Below are 20,322 nucleotides of genomic sequence, written 5' to 3'. Positions count from 1 at the left end.
TTAATCACCATACTAAAGATTTCTTTCATAAATAACTTTTAATCCATCTAATGTTAAGAATGGGTCAATATAGTTTATTGTTTCACAGTGGGTAGCTATAAAACCTGCCAATCCCCCTGTTGCAATTGCTACTGGAGTGCCACCTAGTTCTTTTTTCATTCTCCCAACAATCCCATCGACCTGTCCTATATATCCATAAACTATCCCTGATTGCATCCCTTTTACTGTGCTTTTTCCTATTACACTATCTGGTTTTTGTAATTCCACCCTTGGCAATTTAGCGGCCTTGCTAAAAAGTGCATCCATGGAAATACCAATTCCAGGAGTTATAGCCCCACCCAAATAGTACCCTTCTGTAGATATTGCATCGAAAGTAGTGGCAGTACCAAAATCCACAATTACTACTGGTGCCCCGTATTTTTCAACTGCTGCCGCAGCATTTACTATTCTATCTGCTCCCACCTCTTTAGGATTATCAAATTTTATTACCAGCCCTGTTTTCATCCCAGGACCAATTATGAGAGGTTTGACTTTTATGTATTCTGCACACATTGTTTCGATTGCTGACATAATTGTAGGGACCACAGATGATATTACAACTGCATTAACATCTGCTAGAGTTGCACCTTTATATGTAAACAATTGCTTAAATAAAACAGCAAGTTCATCAGAAGTCTTATTTATATCTGTAGAAATCCTCCAATGATGTTTTAAAATATTTTCTTGATAAACACCCATTACAATATTAGTATTGCCTATATCTATTGCAAAAAGCATAATAAAACCCCTTTCATATAAATTGACGCGTGATAATTTAATTCTATTCCTAGTATATTTTAACCTTTTTCTGCAAATATCCCAAGTTATATATTAGAAAACGCAGTAAAGAAAAATATGATGCCTAATGAGGTGGACTACACCTTGATCAAGCATCATGATAGAGACAAGTTAATTTTTCAAATAAAGTACCAGCTTCTAAAAGTATTAGGTTAATGCATAGTGGTTTTAATGGAATCCCTTATCCTTGGTGCAATAAGAGCAACCCCTATAATTTTTAATATGTCTCCAGGTAGATATAATGTAGCCATAGCAATAAAACTTTGCAGCATAGAAACCTCGACTCCCATTACATTATTTAAGATCATATTCATATAGGGAACGCCAATTAGATAAAGAATTATTAAACCCATTAAACTAATTAATAACGTTTTTGTGAAACTAAGTTTTTTATGGTTGTCTAAAAAATAGCCTACAAAAAAGCTAACAACAACAAAACCAAGTATAAACCCGAAGCTCGGATGAAATATGTACCCAAAACCTCCACCCTCAGCAAATATAGGTAGTCCTACAAGCCCCAGGATGAGGTAAATTATTTGACTCAAGGCACCTAATCTTGGACCAATAAGTATTCCTGCCAAAAAGACAAAAAAGACTTGCAGGGTTATTGGCAAATAGGGTATTGGTATTCTAATAAATGCACCTATAGCTGTTAATGATGCAAACATGGCAACAATGGTAATCTTATAGACATTCATATGATGTATCCTCTCCTCAATAAAATCTTTAGTTAACCATCTTAATTCTAAGGTTGACCACTACTGCAAAAAAATTTATCCAAATCCGATGTTCATCTTTGACTGAACGAGTTCACTCTTTTTTTGTGCTAATCTCTCCTCCATAGAAAGAGACATCTTTATTTTCTATATTTAAAATAAGCGAACCATCAGCACCCAAACTAATAGCCTTACCCGTATACTCTTGATCCCCTGAATATATTGTTATTGTATTGCCGAGAGTATGACTATTTTTTACACATACATCTCTTGTCCTCTCAAACCCCTTTTCAAGATAATACAAGTAAAAGCCTTCTAGTGTTTCTATATATTTCTGTAATAGTAATACCCTATCTACTTCTTTCCCTTTAATTATCTTAAGAGAAGTTGCAGTATCTGCCAATTCTCCTGAAAAATCAGCCATATCTTGATTTGCATTTATTCCTACACCCATAACGACATAGTTTACCCTATCCATTTCCCCCTTCATTTCTGTTAAAATTCCACATATTTTTTTATTATTTACAAGTAGATCGTTAGGCCATTTAATTTTAGCTGCTATATTTAATTCATTATAAAGTGTTTCATGGAGAGCTGCTGCAGCTAGTAGTGATAATTGGGGTGCATCACGCGGGGGGATTGGTGGTCTTAAAAGTATCGAAAACCATAATCCTGTAGAAACAGATAACCAATTTCTACCTAATCTCCCTTTACCCATAGTTTGTTTTTCTGCTATAACTACTGTCCCTTCAGGGTAACCCTTTTCAGCTAGCTTTTTTACTTCATCGTTTGTTGAGCTTAGTTCTCGAAAATAAATTATTTCCCTAGCAAAAATCTTGCATTTAAGCCCCAGCTTAACCTTCTCGGGTGTAACATATTTATTCATCTGTAAAAGTCTATATCCCTTTCCATATTGAGATTCAATGGTGTATCCATCATCTTTTAAAGAATTGATATGCTTCCAAACCGCAGTCCTTGATACTCCTAATTTATTACTGATTTCTTGCCCAGATATGTACTGACCACTTAATAATAATTCAACTAACCTTGTTTTCACAATTTAGCACCTCAACAATAGCATACCTATAATGTCTTTTACTGTCAACCATAGTTTATACAGGGTTAACCTTTGCCTGCATTTTTTAAGACTTCTCCTGCCAAATAGCCTGAGATATTCCCACCCTTTAGTGCCATTTTCCCATTAACAAAAACATGCTCCATGCCCGTAGAGAAAAGATTTGTTTGCTGTCTAGTAGCTTGGTCTCCAATATTTTCTCTATCAAAAACTGCTACATCTGCTTTATATCCTTCTGCCAAACGGCCTCTATCAGCTAAGCCTAATCTGGTAGCTGGCATAGCTGTCATTTTATGTATGATTGTTTCAATAGGTAGTAAGTTCTTATCACGTGAGTACTTTCCGAGAATTCTAGGATAATTTCCATAAGCCCTTGGGTGAATAGCTTCACCATTGACACTAAGACCTGAATCGCTCCCTACCATAACCTGTGGATGGCTTAAAGCCATTTCCATATCCTCATCACTAATGGAATGAAGGCTAGAATCACCCAAATCATTACTGGAAAAATTATATCCATATACATCAGCTTGGATATCCAAACCACTATTTTTTGCTTCTGTAAGAAGGTTTAGCACTCGATCCATTTTACCCCAATTTCTTTTATGGGCAGTCTTAATATGAGAATATTGGACAGGCACCCTTGTCCTTAATCCTATCTCTATTGCTTCTTCAACAGCGGGAATGACCATATCCCCTTCATCCCTAACATGGGTAGAATAAAAACCCCCATACTCAGCTAGCAAATAGCTCAATTCAACCATTTCATTAGTTGTAGCATAGTTTTGGGGCCAATATTCAAGACCAACTGAAAGTCCAAAAGCTCCATCTTGTAAGTTTTTTCCTAAAACATCCAGCATTATTTGCATCTGTGCGGAATTGGGCCTTATATCTGCATTACCTATAGCGTTTCTTCTTATTTCTCTGTATCCTGAAAACATTCCAAAATTAATTCCAATATTGTTAAGTTTGCCCAGTAAAGGACCAATATTTAATTCAGAATTTCCACAATTGCCACCAATTTGTGTGGTTACTCCCTGACGCAAAATCATTTCAGCTTTACCATTATGTAACATATAGTCTTCTGTATGGGTATGTAGGTCTATAAATCCTGGAGTTACCACTTTTCCCCTAGCATCTATTATCTCGCAGTCTTTACCCGCAATTGCATCAGCTATTTTAATTATTCGATCCCCTTTAATTGCTACATCCCCAACAAAGGGTTCTGAATTAGTCCCATCTACAATTAAACCTTTATGTATAATATAGTCACAATCTATTAAATCCATGGTAGGCATATTCACTTCAGCAGCAAAAGCTTGTGTATTTGTTTCTTTATTTGAACACCCTGTTAAAGTAAGCATAGCAAGGGTGCTTGTCCCATATATCAAAAAATCTCTCCGGTTAATTCTTTTCAATATCCTCTACTCCCAATAAATAGTATTATTTTATAGGTTTCGACAGGAAGTCTATCTTTCCTCCAAATTATTTATGGATTTCCTTGGAAATATTTATCAAACCTGAAGCAAAAGGGCAGGAAGAAAAGGAAAAAAGGAAGCAAGAGAACCGCCCTATGCTTCCTTTTTGACGCTATTCAGATCATCTTCTGAGATGTTTTTTAAAAAGTCTTTTAGATACTCCCCAGTTAGAAGCTTTATATCTGGAGCAATTTCCAACAAGGGTACTAATACGAAAGCTCTCTCTTTTAAACCCATATGGGGAATAGTTAATTCTTTAGTTTTTATTACTTCATCTCCATAAAGAAGGATATCGATATCAACAGTCCTTGGCCCCCATCTAATAGTTCGTACTCTATCTAGGTCTTTTTCAATTGTCATGGTAGTTTGCAAAAGTTGATTTGGTTTTAGTGCTGTTTCTATTTTAATAACCATATTTAAAAAGCTGTTTTGCTCAACACCACCAAATGGTTCTGTTTCATATATGGACGATGCAGCTTTAACTGTTATGTCTGGATTATCCTTAAGGGCATTTATTGCTCTTTCTAAATACTCTTTTCTGTTTCCAATATTAGAACCCAGCCCTAAAAATACAAAGGTTTTCATCTTTCTCTCTCCATCTCTACTGCCATGTATTTAAACTTGCCTTTTATAGGGGCTAGTGGCTTTTTAACTCTAACCAAAGTTTTGGTAATTTTTCTTTCCATAAACACTTCATCTATAATATTCCTTGTTAGGGCTTCAATAAGGTCAAACCTCTTTTGCTCAACTATATATTTAATCCTATCATAGAGTTCTCCATAATGTACCGTTTCCTGAAGGTCATCGGAGTATCCAACCTTTTCTAGATCAAGCCAAAGCGTAACATCTACTATAAAGGGTTGTCCATTAAGCTGTTCTTCTGGTAAAACACCATGGAAACCCCAAAACTCCATATCAGCCATAATAATTTTATCCATAAAGACTACCTCCTAACCATAGCATCCATCATTCTGCAGACCCTTTTCATTTCTTTCACATCATGAATTCTAATTATATTAGCCCCCCGATCGATACCTAAGGCTACGGTGGCAGCAGTCCCTTCTACCCTTTGATCTACAGGTAAATCTAATACTTTCCCAATCATGGATTTCCTTGAAGTTCCTAAAAGAATAAGTTTACCAAGACTTTTAAACTCGTCAAGCCTATCCATCACCTCTAAATTATGCTCCAAGGTTTTGCCAAATCCAATTCCTGGATCTACAATTATTTTGTCTGGGTCTATTCCAGCTTCTTCAGCAATACTTATACTTGTCTTTAAAAAGCTTAAAACATCTCCCATTAGATTTCTATATTCCGTACCATCCTGGTTATGCATTACAATAACAGGAACTCCATACTTGGCAGCAACTGCGGCTAACTCCGAATCCATTTGTAGTCCCCAAATATCATTTATAATATGGACTCCCATATTAAGCACTCTTTCAGCTGTAGCAGCCTTGTAGGTGTCTACTGAAATAGGCACCTTTACTTCTTGAAGTAACTTTTCAAGTACTGGTGTTAATCTCTTGATTTCCTCATCTGTATCAACTGGTAAATGTCCGGGGCGTGTTGATTCTGCTCCCACATCGATGATATCAGCACCCTCTTCTACCATTTCTATTGCATGGGATACGGCTTTATTTACATCAAAAAATTTGCCTCCATCAGAAAAAGAATCAGGAGTAAGATTTAAAATACCCATAACTATGGTTCTTTCATCAATTGGCAAAGTATATTTGCCCACCTTTAAGGGCTTAAACTGGGCGTTATTTATTTTTAAATTATTCATAATCACATCACCTAATAAATTTGTTTTCCTTGCTTATAGTCTAATTCTATTTTACATTCATCAAATGCTTCACAGCCTTGGCATTGCCGAGACAGTTTGTCACCTTGATATAGCTTTTTTCCAAAGGGCGAATTACTCTTATTATACTTTCTATGTTCTCCAATAGCCTTGCAAACTATATCTATGTCTTGTGATGAAAAGCCTATATCTTCCATAATGGGCTCAGCAATCCTACCACTAGCTAGAGCATGATCTACCCCATCAGAGTATTGCTCTACTCTACCTAAATCATGGAGTAGTCCAGCTGCATAAATTAATTCTTTGACTTGATTTATACTTTTACCTGGGAACAGCTTTACATACTCGTTATTTTCCAAAATAAGAATATAAGTGATTCTAGCAGTATCTAGGAAGTGCTGAAGATTGTGCAAACAAAATTTTCTTTCGTCTTCATATACATCTATCAATTTATTCCTTCTTTTAAACTCTTCATGATTTAGAATTGCCTTAATCTTATCAGACATTACTTGTCTCCTAATAAATAATATGGGTAAACTAAGATAGTCAGCATACACTAAGTTGTTTATATCTAATAAATTGCCCAGGGGCAAAACCCCTGGGCTTTCAGTTTCTTTTATCCGATGACTATCACTACTAAGACTCCCATCTTCATAAGTGGGAGATAAGCGGTGCTATGTCCCTGGATAACGGTTTCTAACCTTCAGATGGAGTAAAAACTCCACCTGAAGTCAAGAATCCTGTTTATGTCTAGATTTTTATCTATTTTAGAATAAACCTACAATTTTACCACTTTCATCAACATCAATTACTTCTGCAGCAGGTCTCTTTGGTAAACCTGGCATTGTCATAACTGCTCCAGCAATACACACGAAGAAGCCTGCACCAGCTGATAATCTTACTTCTCTAATGGTAATAGTAAAGTTTCTTGGTCTACCAAACTTAGTTAAATCATCTGATAAGGAATACTGTGTCTTAGCGATACATACTGGAAGCTCACCATAGCCTTGTTTTTCAAACATAGCAATAGATTTTTCAGCTGCATCTGTAAATGCTACTCCATCAGCACCATATACCTCTTTAGCTATTGTATTAAGCTTATCCTTTAAAGTAGTATTTAATTCATATAGAGGTTTGAAGTTGGATGGTCTATTTTCAATAGTCTCAAGAACTTTCTCAGCTAATTCAACTCCACCTTCTCCACCTTTAGCCCACACCTCTGATAAAGCTACTTCGGCTCCAGCTGCATGGCAACGTTCAATTACAAACTTAAATTCTTCCTCAGTATCAGTTGGGAATCTGTTAACTGCAACTACTGCAGGCACTCCAAACTTACCAACGTTTTCAATATGTTTTTCTAGGTTTTCATAGCCCTTAGCTAAAGCATCCATATTAACTTTTCCTAACTCAGCCTTAGGAACACCACCATGCATCTTAAGAGCTCTCACAGTTGCAACAATAACTACTGCATCTGGCTTAAGACCTGCAAATCTGCACTTCAAATCAAAGAATTTCTCGGCACCTAGATCAGCTCCAAAACCAGCTTCTGTGATAACATAATCAGCTAATTTTAAAGCTAACTTAGTAGCTGTTACTGAGTTACAACCATGGGCAATATTTGCAAATGGACCGCCATGAATAAATGCAGGTGTATTTTCAAGTGTTTGTACAAGGTTTGGTTTGATAGCATCCTTCATTAATAGACCCATTGAACCTTCTGCTTTTAAATCTCCTGCAGTTACAGGATCTCCATTGAAGTTGTAACCAATTACTATTCTCTTAAAGCGCTCTTTTAAATCAGTTAAGTCAGAAGCTAGACATAAAATAGCCATTACTTCTGAGGCCACCGTAATATCAAATCCACTTTCTCTTGGCATTCCGTTGGCTTTTCCTCCTAAAGAAATAACACACTGTCTTAAAGCCCTGTCATTTAAGTCAATTACTCTGCGGAATACAACCTGTCTTGGGTCTATCCCCAAGTCGTTACCTTGATGAATGTGGTTGTCAATTAAAGCTGCCAATAAATTGTGTGCATAAGTAATAGCGTGAAGATCACCAGTAAAGTGAAGATTAATATCTTCCATTGGAACTACCTGAGCATATCCACCACCAGCAGCTCCACCTTTAATACCAAAGCTTGGGCCTAAGGATGGTTCTCTTAAACATACCATTGCTTTTTTGCCTATGTGAGCAAGTCCGTCGGTTAAACCAACACTAGTTGTAGTTTTACCTTCACCTGCTGGTGTTGGGGTAATTGCAGTAACCAGAACTAGCTTGCCATCTGGCTTGTCCTTTAATCTCTTATAGACATCAAGAGAAACTTTAGATTTATATTTGCCATATAATTCTAAATCGTCCTCTTGAAGGCCTAATTTCTCAGCTACTTCAGTCACTTGTTTCATTTTCGCCGCCTGGGCAATTTCGATATCACTTGGTACCTTACTCATTAAAAAATCACTCCTCTAAAATATTTTAATTTCATTATTCCCAAGAATTGACTAAATATATAGCCATGCATCACTTATAGTCTTTTCTCTCTTTAGAAAAAAAATCCTTCTTTTTTTTCTATTGCCCTGCAATGCTTATGAGTCCCTACTAAAATTATTTATGCTTATTAAAATAATTTTTTTCCTTAGAGCTCCAAGGTTTTAAGCCAGCATGTCTTACAAATATATATTTTTGGCTATATTTAAGTGCAGCATTAAGTACAGAAATAAAAAAAAATTACCATAATTACATTTTTCACAAACTTTTTAGCTATCTATATCCTGTACCAAATTTCAAAAAGGGTTGTTTCTAAATCAGAAAGGGCTCCTAATGGAGCCCTTAGCTAATGTCTAACCCTCGTAAATCCAGTCTTCTATATTTTTATGATACTCACATATTTCCTGATTAGTGAAGTATATGCCTATCTCTCTTTTTGCACTCTCTAGTGAATCTGAGCCATGAATAATATTTTTACCTACACTTAGGCCATAGTCTCCTCTTATGGTCCCGCAATCTGCTTCTAATGGATTGGTTGAACCTATTATTTTTCTCATTGCAGAAACAACATTCTCACCCTCTACCACCATTGCTACAACAGGACCTGAGGTGATAAAGTCTACTAAACCGTTGAAAAAAGGTTTTCCCTTATGTTCACCATAGTGGACCCCTGCAGTTTCTCTAGATAGCTTAATCATTTTCATAGCTGCAACTTTAAATCCTTTATTCTCTATTCTGCTAATAATTTCCCCAATTAAATTCCTTTGTACTCCATCAGGCTTTATCATAACATACGTCTGCTCCAACAACATCAACTCCTACTTATTATATTTAAATGTTATTCTAGGTCCATTTCCTTCATCTTTTGGTGGAGGATTATCAAGATTTTCGTCGCTATTATAACCTTCATTACCTATTTTGTCTTTATCTTGACTTTCTTTTAAATCAATTTTTTCTTGTGCTTCACGAGCATGGTGTCCTTTTTTAATAAGCTCTTCCATTTTGTTTTTTGCTTCCTCTGCAGATAAACCATCTTCCATACTATTAATTAAAGTCTCAAATTCATTAGCTTCTAATGTTTCTTTTTCCATTAAAGTTTGAGCAACTAAATGTAATTTGTCCATATTGTCATTTAAAATCTGCTTGGAACGAATATAAGACTCATCCATAATTTTTCTAGCTTCCTTATCAATGGAAAATGCTACGGCCTCACTATAATTACGATCTCTTGAGATATCTCTACCCAGGAATACCTGTTCCTGCTTTCTTCCAAAGGTTAAAGGGCCTAGTTCTTGACTCATACCGTATTCAGTAATTATCTTTCTTACAAGCTCACTAGCCCTTTCAAGGTCATTTTGGGCACCAGTACTAATTTCTTTTAATACTATATCCTCAGCCACCCTGCCTCCTAAGAGCATTACAACCATATCTAGTATTTGAGATTTAGTCATATATCTTCTATCTTCTTTAGGTAAGAGAAGGGTATAACCACCCGCTCTACCACGTGGAATGATTGAAACCTTATGAAGGGGGTCTGTATGCTCTAAATAATGTCCCATTAAAGCATGGCCAGCCTCATGGTAAGCAACTAACTTTTTCTCATAATCGCTTATTACCCTGGACTTTTTCTCTGGTCCTGCTATAACCCTTTCAATGGACGCTTCAAGCTCATCCATACCAATTTTTTTACGTCCACGACGGGCAGCAAGTAATGCACCCTCATTTACTAGATTCTGTAAATCCGCACCTGTAAAGCCTGGAGTTCTTCTTGCTAAAACATTTAAATCTATCTTATCAGCTAATAATCTGTTTTTCACATGAACTTTGAGTATTTCCTCTCTTCCTTTCACATCAGGTACATCTACTGTAACCTGACGGTCAAATCTTCCTGGCCTTAATAATGCCGGATCAAGAATGTCAGGTCTGTTTGTTGCAGCTATCATGATAATTCCTTCATTTGTTTCAAAACCGTCCATTTCAACAAGTAGCTGATTAAGTGTTTGTTCTCTTTCATCATGTCCACCACCAAGGCCAGCACCCCGCTGTCTACCAACAGCGTCAATTTCATCGATAAAGACTATACATGGAGCAGTCTTTTTAGCATTTTCGAAAAGGTCCCTAACTCTAGAAGCTCCAACACCTACGAACATCTCAACAAAGTCAGAACCACTAATGCTGAAAAAGGGTACTCCAGCTTCACCAGCTACTGCTCTAGCTAGTAATGTCTTTCCTGTACCTGGAGGGCCAAATAAAAGAACACCTTTAGGAATTTTCGCCCCTATGTCATTGAATTTTTTAGGACTCTTCAGAAATTCCACAACTTCCTCTAGTTCTTCCCTAACCTCATCCACACCTGCAACATCCGCAAAGGTGACCTTGGATTTCTCTGCAGTTTGCAGTCTGGCTTTACTTTTACCAAACTGCATAACCTTATTTCCTCCACCTTGAGTCTGCTGCATCATAAATAAGATCAAGCCCACAATTAATAGAATAGGTAAAAATGTACCCAATAACCCCATATACCAAGCAGGCTCCGGTTTTGCTACAGGCGTTACATCTATACCCTTATCAACCATTCTTTGCAACAATTCAGGATTGGGAGGAATGTTGGCTGTAAAAGGTTCATCAGTTTTAAGTTCACCAGCTATAATATATATGTCCTCCCGCAAGGTTACTTCAACTGATCTAATTTTTCCCTGATCAATCTCTGCTAAAAGAGAAGTCAAAGTAAATTCTCTAGGTTGTTCCCCAGTAGGAGTAGTCAATCTTATAACAGATACTGCAATAAGGACAATCAAGAGATAAATTGCTAAATTTTTAAATATACGATTCAAACGTATCCTCCTCTCAAGCTAAATACTTATGCTACTAAAAGAAACTATACCATAAAATCCTATAGTTTTAAAAAGAATCTAAGGATTTTTCATAAATTCTCCATTATTATACTTTGAAATTCTTAATAGAATGCTGTTTTTATCTAGTGTATTCTTGAATTCTTCTGATATTCTTAACCCAGCAACCCAAATAATTTTTCCTGTTTGTTTGCTTAGAATAATAGGCAACCTATTCCTTTCAAGTTTATCAATCTTTTCATCTATGAATAAATCCTTAAGTTTTTTTGTGCCTGTCATACCCACAGGTCTCATTCTATCGCCTGTTCTTCTGTTTCTAATTATAAGTGTATCCCCAGGATTAATACTCACCAAAGCTTCGTTTCTATCTTTAAGCTCCAATCTTTCCATAGTTTCAGATGGACTTAAAAATTTGCTTTCTATAATGGTATTAGTCTCCTGGACAAGTAAAGTACCTGGGATAGACATTTCATGATAATAATCAATGCTCTCTTCTGAATAATATTCCTCTTTTCGCATGATTTTAAGCCTATCATAACTAAAAATTGCCTTTAATTGACCTGGTAATTCTGTTGTGCTTCCTGAAGAGCTGTAAGATATTAGGTTTCTGACAGATTCTACATGATAAAATGATAGATTATAATTATTTCCACTTACCATGAAGAATATTTGCCTGATAATCCTTCTCTGGATAGCTATGGGCAACTCCAAAAATGGTTGTGTAAGCCATTCACCTTTTTGTTTCTCCTTATTGATAGAAATTCTACAATCTATTTCAAGGTTCTCAGCATTTTCCTCAAGATATGCATTTTCTTCTCGTAATATATCCGCAGTAGTTGCGAGAACATCTACTAATCTTGGGTTAAAGTCCTTGATAAGTAAAGGCATCAAACTATTTCTTATCTTATTCCTTAAATAAACTTCCTTGAAATTTGATAGATCTATACGAACAGACAGTTTATTCTCTTCACAGTATCTCTCTAAAACCTCTTTTTTAACCTCTAATAGTGGCCTTATATACAAATCCCTTTTTGGAGCTATACCCTTTAAACCATCCAATCCAGCTCCTTTTAAAAGATTAAGAAGAATGGTTTCAGCCTGATCATCTTTATGATGTCCCAAAGCTATTTTGTTACACGATAAGTCTTTAGCAGTCTTTCTAAGAAATCCATATCTCACAACCCTCGCACCTTCTTGTGGTGAATAGTTGTTCTCTGCTAAAACTTCAGGAACATTAATTTTTTCTATAATAGATTGAAGTCCGAGTTTATCTGCAACTTGCTTTACATATTCTGCATCTCTATCCGCTTCCATTCCTCGAAACATATGATTCAAATGTGCTACAATTAGAGTTAACTCATACTTATTTTTAAGTAGGTTTAAACAATGAAGTAGGGCCAGTGAATCTGCCCCCCCTGAAACTGCAACTAATATTTTATCATTTTGCTGTAGCAAATCATATCTCGCAATGGTTTTTTCCACTATGGTAATCATTATCGATCTAAACACTCCACACCATCTTAATCTATTCTATACCTTTCGATAAAAGTCGACATTTTCCTGCCACTAATGGTTGTTTTTTCCTGTGTTTCTAGTTTACCTTTAACCTTTAGCCTTTACTCCAATTTTGCTACAATAACCGTCATATCATCACTTATTATATCAGGTGCAACTGCTAGAGAATGACGTAAAGTTATATGGGCTAATTCCTGTGCATCCTGGATACGCAAATCTCTTAACACTTCTACCATCCAACCTTCTTTATCTGTAAATTCACCTGCTTCTAGGGCTCCATCCGAAACCATTATTAATGCATCACCCTTACAAAGATGTTTGCTTTGCCTTATTAATTCGATTCCATTTAGAATACCCAAAGGATGACTATTGGCTTTTACAATGCCAACCTGATTCCCCCGTTTAATAAAACCTGGTGCTGCTCCTATTTTAATGAACTCTACTTCTCCTGTATAAATGTCTATTATGGCCAAATCCAAAGTTGCAAAAGTTTCATCCTCGGACCTAACCCCGAGGACAGAGTTAATGGTTCGCACAGCCATTTCTTTTTCAAAGCCATTTTTTAAAAGCTGTTCCAAAAGAGATATAACTGTATTACTCTCCTTGGCAGCCTTTGGACCTACCCCCATACCATCACTTAAAGCTACAATATGCTTACCACCTTTTATTTCGAAAGATTTATATGTATCACCGCAAATAACTGTACCTTCACATTTAATCTGGCTAAATCCCACTGTGACCTTTAGTGCAGTACTTGGCCTAAATTTACAAGTACAGATTAACTGTCCCTTTTTAATGGCACAATTACTTCTGTCGACTATAAAGTTGTCTTGCAGGTAATCCTCCAAATAAGGCTTAATAAGTAAATTACATTCCATTTTACCTCTACAAGCCTCTTTAGTTATATCTAGTTCTATATTGTTACTATTAGTTCTGGACAAATTAAGGGCCATAATTTCAATGCCCATTTCCACAAGTTTATTATAAATATATGTCTCTTTTTCAAAAAATTGATCTCTTTCTATTTTGATGTCTCCCGCTAAGTTTTCCATCACAGCAGATACACCCTGGAGTTGCTCAGCTACTAAACCCCTTGTTTCATTTAGCTTTTTCCTATAATGTCTATCCATTAAGTGCGTTTCAAAGAGACATCCTGCTACTGTTACTAACTCTTCGGGCCGAATACACCTTTTTCTGAGTTCTCCTGGTAAATCTCCCTTATTAACCGTACCTTGAACTTCAATTAGATTAAAAAGAGTACATATATGCTGACATGTGGACTTTTTTTCTTTCTGCCAGCAGATCATAAATACTGAACAACCTGAACAAACCCTATTAGTTATGGTTTTTAATATTAAGTCAAATCTGGCTTTATCCTCCCATTCTATGTCATCAGAAATTTGTTTAAAAGTTTTTGATAATTCCTTAAAAATATTACTAACATCATAAATTTTATTGAGAAGTACTTTCTCAGTTTCCTGGGTTTTATCCTTGTTTAGAATAATCATATCTGCTTTATGGATTAAAGATATCGGCAATAATAAGAATATCAATCCGGCACTAATACTCTCTATGAGCAAGGAATTAAGATCCTCAATATATAGTAAATAATAGGCTAGGCCAAATTGTCCCATCATAAAGCCAGTAATGCAGCCTGGTTTGCCAAACCCTCTAAAAAGTCCGGCCAGTAAGCCCGATAAGGCAAAAATCCCTGCATATGGACTAACCAGAGTGGTCAACAAACTCGGGGCAAATCCTGAAACAACTCCTAAAGCTGCACCGTATCCTCCACCATATAAATAAGCAACACACAAAATTAATACCAAGGCTACGGTTCTACCTAGATTCCAGTATAGGACACTTATTTCCATTAAACTTATTAGAATTGCCACACCAAGTATAGTTAATCCTAATGCATTTTCATTAGATAATAGACCCTTTCGCAATTCATTAATGCCTGATAAGCCCTTAACAAAAGCTATGCTAAGAGCTCCAGCAATAAACCCTTCAAAGCTTATTTCAAGGAAATAATATGTCGGGTAATCACTTATTACAAAATATGTACCTTTTATAAAAATCATTACCAAAAGGACTAAAACAGGTACATGCCATATAGATTTCAAAAAAAATGGTCTAAATAATGATAAAGAAGCAACAAGAACTATTACTATAACACTATTTAATGCTGAAATGGCCAACTGGCCCTCAGTTCCCAACCAAACACCTAGCAAACAGGCTAGGGTTACAATCACAGTAAACCTCTTGCCTTCAATCCCCACTACTGCAACACAAAACGCAGGTGCAAGCACCCAAATGCTTTGCATAAGTTGTCCCTTTGCAAAAATCAGCGCTATCAGTCCATATAATATAATTAAAGGAGTCCAATTATTGATAGTTTGTCCTACTAAAGGGGAAGCTGTAGAATCCTCATTATCCTTAGAAAGAACACCACTTCTGTAGAATGAATAAACTTCTGTAGGTTCTGACAATTACTGCACCACCCTAAAATAACGTCTTTAACAATTATAGTATATGGTTGTTGCAATCATTGTCAGGTTACGGTATAAAAAGCTTTATTTTATTGACAATATAAGTCACTTTTCAACATAAAACAAAACTTGGATTGCGCCAAGTCCTTAGACGCAGGCGGAAGCCTTAAAAGAAAAAACTGGCTTTTAAGCCAGTATCGGACAAATATTTTGGTAGCGGTGGTAGGACTTGAACCTACGACTCTGCGGGTATGAACCGCATGCTCTAGCCAGCTGAGCTACACCGCCGTAATTGATTTTTTTACTCAACAACTGATAACATATTATCCAGTATAAACATTTAATTGTCAAGAAGCTTTTAGATGGACAGTCATGGATAGTCAATTTATCTAATTTACTTAACAAGCATTAACTTTGCTCCTGCTGCTAATAGAATTATGCCTACTAGCTTCATCCAAGTAAAGGATATTTTCTGTAAGCCAAATAGCCCAAATTGATCAACAAGACAAGCTGTTGCAACTTGCCCGACAATTATTGCTGTAGTGGCTGTCGCTACACCCAATTTGGGAATACTTGCCACAACTCCAACTGTAATAGCTATACCAATTGCTCCCCCTACATATAAATACCATGGAGCATGATCGTAAACACTAAAATCCCCATGTCCTATACGTAGTATAAAAACCATAATAATTAATAAAACTGCTGCAGATGCATGCACGATAAAAGTGGCTTCCAAAAGACCAATGACTTTAGCAAGAGCTGAGTTTAAGGACCCCTGTAAGGCCATTGCTATTCCAGATGCAAGCGCAAACAGAAGTGCTAGTAGTGTTCCAGTCAAGACTAAGTTCATAAATTCATTACCTCTTTTTTCAAACTATTTATTCTTTATTGCTAATATCCCCCGCATAACACTTCACATATACACACTTAGCCTTCTATTTAACTTTTATTTTTTACCAACTATTGCAAAGTATGATGGAAATGATAATAAGGCATCCTAAAACTATTATGATGTCAAGGATGTCAAGTCAATCGAATTAATACAAGAAGGAGACAAAAAAATGCAAAGAATATTAAAGCAATCTATTTTAGTTTTGACTTTTTTTTTAGTGGTTGCTCTTTTTTCACCTATGACTTATGCCCTAGATATTTATTCACCAAATCCAGATAATGAAATAATCACCTGTTCAGATTTTGATATGGTTATACGGCCGACCTCGCCTCCAATGGAGGGCCCTGATATAATAGAATTGCAGATGCTACTAAGAGAAATAGACTATTATATTGGTCCTATAAATGGTATATATAATGATTTAACTGAAAAAAGCCTCAAAACTTTTCAAAAAGATAGTGGGATAAATTCTGATGGATGGGTAACATATAAAACTTGGCAAACCCTTACCGGGAATTATGATGAAATAACTCCTGTAACTAATACAAAACCTACAGGTTCACTCCATCTTGTTATAAATAAAAGTGAAAGGAAAATTTATTTATATGATGACGGGAAGCTTATCAAAGAATATCCTGTAGCAGTTGGAAAAGCCGAAACCCCTACCCCAGTAGGAGAATGGAAAATTGCAAGCAAGGGCGTATGGGGAGGAGGATTTGGAACACGATGGATGGGGTTAAATGTGCCATGGGGAAAATTTGGAATTCATGGCACCAATAAACCTTACTCAGTTGGAACCTATGCATCCCATGGGTGTATAAGAATGCTTAACAAAGATGTGGAAGACTTATATCCTTTGGTCCCCATAGGCACACCTGTAATCATAGAAGGGGATTATCCTAGTCTCATGTATAGAACCATTAAACCAGGTACAGCCTCTAGGGATATGTTGCATGTACAAAAAAAACTTAGAGAGCTTGGTGTATACTGGGGTCCAGTAGATGGCAGATACGGTAAAATGACTGAAGTTTCAACTACGTATTTTCAGCTTCTAAACAATCTAGAAGATGATGGAATTATAAATGAAACCTATTATAAAGCATTGAAGTTGCGTGATTAGGCTGCTAAAATAATTCCGTGAAGTAGATCTGTTTCACTTATGGTAACAGTATTAATATTGAGATAGGTCATAATAACCCATAAAATTAGCAAACCTGCAATTATAATGTCCGCTCTCTCTGGTTGTAGTCCAGGTATAGCTAGTCTTTGAGCTAGGGATTTTCCACCTATATAAAATATTATTTTCCCAAGTTCTTCAATACTTATCTCGCTTCCATGAACCGCCTCAGGATCATATGTGATAAGTTTCTGATTTATAGCAGCTAGATTTGTAGCGGTACCCCCCACAGCAATTAATTTATAGTTTTCCAATTTATTTATCTTTTCCAACGCATCTTCTAGTTGTGCAAATATTTGCGTAGGAGTTGATGTGTTTTCTGTGCATCTTACTGCTCCTACTAGACTGCTATTTACAACTATTTCTTCACCTTGCTCAAATACTATTTCTGTGCTCCCACCACCTATGTCTACAACTACACCACCTTCTGTAAATCCTAATCCTGTAGTTGCTCCTGAATAGCTTAACTGTGCTTCTTCTTCACCAGAAATAATATTAATTTCCAAGTTAGTTTTTTCTTTAACTAAATCAATTAATTCCTGAGAGTTTAAAGCCTCTCTCATAGCGCTTGTTGCTACAGCTTTAACCTTATCAACGTTATAACTGCGTATAGTGTCCATATAAGAAACTAAAACCTCAACAGTTCGGGAAATGGCTTCATGAGAAATTCTTCCTGTTGCACCCAGCCCTTCACCTAATCGAGTCATCTTTACTTCTCTACATACTGGAATAATCTTATTGCTGTTCCTTTGAGCAATAAGAAGCCTTACTGAGTTAGTGCCAATATCTATCGCCGCATACATGTACTATACCCTCCAATATTTATCCAACATAATAAAACCTCCAAAGAAAAAAGGAGGTTTTTTGTTATGAAAATAATCCTATTAAAACAATTTTGAGCCTCGCCCTCCCCTTTTTCCTTCGGATTGGCGTTTTACGTCAGCTTGCCTCTCATCACTATCTTTAATGAACTTAGCAAGTTTATCCTCAAACGATACCTGAGGTTGTACCCTAACCTGCTGTCTTCTAGGCTTTTTTGATTCATACTTAGGGTTAGCCTGTTTAATTGATAGTCCTATTTTACCATCCTGGTCAACATTAATTACTTTGACCTTAACCGCATCGCCTTCTTTTAAGTAATCACTAACACTTTTCACATAAGCGTCGGCTACTTCTGAAATATGAACCAGACCGGTAACACCTCCGGGCAATTCAACAAAGGCTCCAAAATTAGTAATCCCTTTTACAACACCTTCTAATATGCTGCCTTTTGTGACAGTCATTCTGATAGTATTCCTCCTATCTTTGTTACATTGTATTTATTATACAAAAAGGTAGGAGAAAGGTCAATACATTGACCTTTAAATGATATTAGAATTAATGCTGGATTTCACCTTCTTTTATTTGCTTAAAGGGCATTACGTCGCCAGGTTTGGCAGGCATAACGACTCTTTCACCCTCCTTAACTAGGCCAAGCCTTTCTCTTGCAAGTTTTTCAATAAAGGCAGGGTCCTGGGCCAGTTTTATTTCTTCTACTAATTGAGCATTCACCATTTTTGCCTCTTCTATTTGAATTAAATATTCATTTATCTCTTTGTCTAGTTGATAGCTTACCCAAGCAAACCTCGCAAATGCAAATAAGACCAAACCTAAGATAAGCACTACTAGCGTCAGTATTACTTTATTGATATGCCTCTTTTTATTCTTGCTTGGGGGGGCTACTTTCAAATCTCTTCTTTTACCCAAACAACGGGGATGAATTATCACATTCGTATTATCAATCATTAGATTTCAGAATCCTCCTGTGAGAATAGGTTTAAAGCATCACCAGGTAACACAATAACTACCTGATAGCCCTTTTGTTTTGCTCTATGAGACAGTGTAGCTACAGTACTTGCTGTTAGCCCTAACTGTTTAGCTGCCTCTTCATTAGATCGTCCCATTTCTTTAAGAGTTACAACTTGTTTTTCTCTAAAACTCAGTTTTTCTGCCCCTCTTATCTCAATCTGCATTTATATGTCCTTTACTTTTCCAAAGTTTTTTCCACAGGTTTTTCCACAGTCTGTTGATAAGTATCCACAATCTTAGTACATAATATGTACATTTATAGTATGTTTTAAGTTCTCCACAAGTAAAAAAAATCCTGCTTACTTAGTACATTTTTTTGTATGTTTTTGTAAAACTAGGACCTAAGTCCCAGAATATAAGAAAATAAACCCCACCAAAGCAGGGTTTATAAGAATATAATCTAATTATCAAGTTCGCCATCTGACTTATAGTATCTGACTCAAAAATGCTTGAGTTCGTTCATTTTCTGGATTACTAAAAATCTTTTCAGGTTTTCCTTCTTCTACGATCCTTCCTTCATCCATATAAATGACCCTGTCGGCCGCTTCCTTGGCAAACCACATCTCATGGGTTACAACAACCATAGTCATCCCTTCTTTTGCTAAATCTTCCATTACCACTAAAACCTCTCCTACTAGTTCAGGATCAAGGGCAGATGTAGGTTCATCAAATAATAAAACCTTCGGTTGCATTGCCAAGGCCCTTGCTATGGCAACCCTCTGCTTTTGCCCACCTGATATCATACTAGGATAAACATTAGCTTTATCTTCTAAGCCAACTTTTTGCAATAAATCATGACCTAGTTCAAAGGCTTCAGCTTTAGGCATCCCTTTGACCTGGGTGGGCCCCTCTAGTACATTTTGCAAAACCGTCATATGGGGAAATAGATTAAAGTGCTGAAAGACCATGCCAACCTCTTGCCTAATTAGATGCAGGTCTTTTCTTTTGGGTTTAACCTCTTTTCCTTCTATGAATATTTGTCCTTTTTGTGCTATTTCTAAGAAATTGATACATCTTAGAAGGGTACTTTTCCCTGAGCCACTAGCTCCTATTACAACTACACATTCTTTCTCCTTCACAGACATATCTATATCTTTAAGAACATGGAGTTTTCCAAACCACTTGTTTAGCTTTTTTACCTCTATCATG

Annotated in this window: 19 protein-coding genes, 1 tRNA gene and 1 pseudogene; 1 reads left to right on the top strand and 20 read right to left on the bottom strand. The window is 36.2% G+C overall.

The window, feature by feature from the left end:
* Positions 1-12: 12 nt before the first annotated feature.
* The 15 genes and pseudogenes from APF76_15810 to APF76_15740 all read right to left on the bottom strand — a co-directional run bounded on the left by APF76_15810 (position 13) and on the right by APF76_15740 (position 16,106).
* Positions 13-780 carry a type III pantothenate kinase gene (locus tag APF76_15810; protein ID KUO50760.1) on the bottom strand — a complete coding sequence of 256 codons (768 nt, stop codon included), beginning with the start codon at positions 778-780 and terminating at the stop codon, positions 13-15.
* 209 nt (positions 781-989) lie between these two features.
* Positions 990-1,535, bottom strand: coding sequence for a hypothetical protein (locus APF76_15805; GenBank protein ID KUO50759.1), 546 nt, complete (start codon positions 1,533-1,535; stop codon positions 990-992).
* Between the two features lie 112 nt (positions 1,536-1,647).
* Positions 1,648-2,610, bottom strand: coding sequence for a hypothetical protein (locus APF76_15800; protein ID KUO50758.1), 963 nt, complete (start codon positions 2,608-2,610; stop codon positions 1,648-1,650).
* A 65-nt stretch (positions 2,611-2,675) separates the two neighbouring features.
* A complete protein-coding gene (locus APF76_15795; GenBank protein ID KUO50757.1) occupies positions 2,676-4,046 on the bottom strand; it encodes a hypothetical protein in 1,371 nt (456 codons plus the stop codon).
* A 153-nt stretch (positions 4,047-4,199) separates the two neighbouring features.
* Entirely contained in the window at positions 4,200-4,691 is a 492-nt protein-coding gene (locus APF76_15790; GenBank protein ID KUO50756.1) for a hypothetical protein, read from the bottom strand.
* Positions 4,688-5,044 carry a hypothetical protein gene (locus tag APF76_15785; GenBank protein KUO50755.1) on the bottom strand — a complete coding sequence of 119 codons (357 nt, stop codon included), beginning with the start codon at positions 5,042-5,044 and terminating at the stop codon, positions 4,688-4,690. Before APF76_15785 ends, APF76_15790 begins: the two co-directional genes overlap by 4 nt.
* 5 nt (positions 5,045-5,049) lie before the next feature.
* Entirely contained in the window at positions 5,050-5,895 is an 846-nt protein-coding gene (locus tag APF76_15780) for a dihydropteroate synthase (GenBank protein ID KUO50754.1), read from the bottom strand.
* 11 nt (positions 5,896-5,906) lie between these two features.
* Entirely contained in the window at positions 5,907-6,419 is a 513-nt protein-coding gene (locus APF76_15775) for a hypothetical protein (GenBank protein KUO50753.1), read from the bottom strand.
* Positions 6,420-6,680: 261 nt separating this feature from the next.
* A complete protein-coding gene (locus tag APF76_15770; GenBank protein KUO50752.1) occupies positions 6,681-8,360 on the bottom strand; it encodes a formate--tetrahydrofolate ligase in 1,680 nt (559 codons plus the stop codon).
* Positions 8,361-8,750: 390 nt separating this feature from the next.
* Positions 8,751-9,203 (bottom strand): nucleoside-diphosphate kinase, encoded by a 453-nt coding sequence (locus APF76_15765; GenBank protein KUO50751.1) that lies wholly within the window; start codon positions 9,201-9,203, stop codon positions 8,751-8,753.
* A 240-nt stretch (positions 9,204-9,443) separates the two neighbouring features.
* Positions 9,444-11,231 (bottom strand): annotated as a pseudogene (locus APF76_15760).
* A gap of 78 nt (positions 11,232-11,309) precedes the next feature.
* On the bottom strand, positions 11,310-12,743 hold the full coding sequence (locus APF76_15755; protein KUO50750.1) for a hypothetical protein: 1,434 nt from the start codon (positions 12,741-12,743) through the stop codon (positions 11,310-11,312).
* Between the two features lie 122 nt (positions 12,744-12,865).
* The gene (locus APF76_15750) at positions 12,866-15,253 is read right to left on the bottom strand and encodes a hypothetical protein (GenBank protein ID KUO50749.1); all 2,388 of its coding nucleotides are present in this window, start codon (positions 15,251-15,253) and stop codon (positions 12,866-12,868) included.
* A 211-nt stretch (positions 15,254-15,464) separates the two neighbouring features.
* A tRNA-Met gene (locus APF76_15745) sits at positions 15,465-15,541 on the bottom strand.
* Between the two features lie 106 nt (positions 15,542-15,647).
* Entirely contained in the window at positions 15,648-16,106 is a 459-nt protein-coding gene (locus APF76_15740) for a hypothetical protein (protein ID KUO50748.1), read from the bottom strand.
* A gap of 211 nt (positions 16,107-16,317) precedes the next feature.
* Between APF76_15740 and APF76_15735 the strand changes: the two genes are divergently transcribed.
* Positions 16,318-17,268, top strand: coding sequence for a hypothetical protein (locus tag APF76_15735; GenBank protein KUO50747.1), 951 nt, complete (start codon positions 16,318-16,320; stop codon positions 17,266-17,268).
* On the opposite strand, the gene APF76_15730 is transcribed toward APF76_15735, so the two are convergent.
* The 5 genes from APF76_15730 to APF76_15710 all read right to left on the bottom strand — a co-directional run bounded on the left by APF76_15730 (position 17,265) and on the right by APF76_15710 (position 20,321).
* On the bottom strand, positions 17,265-18,128 hold the full coding sequence (locus APF76_15730; protein KUO50746.1) for a hypothetical protein: 864 nt from the start codon (positions 18,126-18,128) through the stop codon (positions 17,265-17,267). The genes APF76_15735 and APF76_15730 overlap by 4 nt on opposite strands.
* Positions 18,129-18,209: 81 nt before the next feature.
* Positions 18,210-18,608 (bottom strand): RNA-binding protein S1, encoded by a 399-nt coding sequence (locus APF76_15725; GenBank protein ID KUO50745.1) that lies wholly within the window; start codon positions 18,606-18,608, stop codon positions 18,210-18,212.
* 94 nt (positions 18,609-18,702) lie between these two features.
* A complete protein-coding gene (locus APF76_15720; protein ID KUO50744.1) occupies positions 18,703-19,110 on the bottom strand; it encodes a hypothetical protein in 408 nt (135 codons plus the stop codon).
* On the bottom strand, positions 19,110-19,337 hold the full coding sequence (locus tag APF76_15715) for an RNA polymerase subunit sigma-70 (protein KUO50743.1): 228 nt from the start codon (positions 19,335-19,337) through the stop codon (positions 19,110-19,112). The genes APF76_15720 and APF76_15715 overlap by 1 nt, the downstream gene beginning before the upstream one ends.
* 261 nt (positions 19,338-19,598) lie before the next feature.
* Positions 19,599-20,321 carry a polar amino acid ABC transporter ATP-binding protein gene (locus APF76_15710; GenBank protein KUO50742.1) on the bottom strand — a complete coding sequence of 241 codons (723 nt, stop codon included), beginning with the start codon at positions 20,319-20,321 and terminating at the stop codon, positions 19,599-19,601.
* Position 20,322: the final 1 nt, after the last annotated feature.

The sequence above is a fragment of the Desulfitibacter sp. BRH_c19 genome, from assembly GCA_001515945.1.
Taxonomy (GTDB): domain Bacteria; phylum Bacillota; class DSM-16504; order Desulfitibacterales; family Desulfitibacteraceae; genus Desulfitibacter.
The sequence above is the reverse complement of the archived record's forward strand: the minus strand, read 5'-3'. Positions and strand labels throughout refer to the sequence as shown.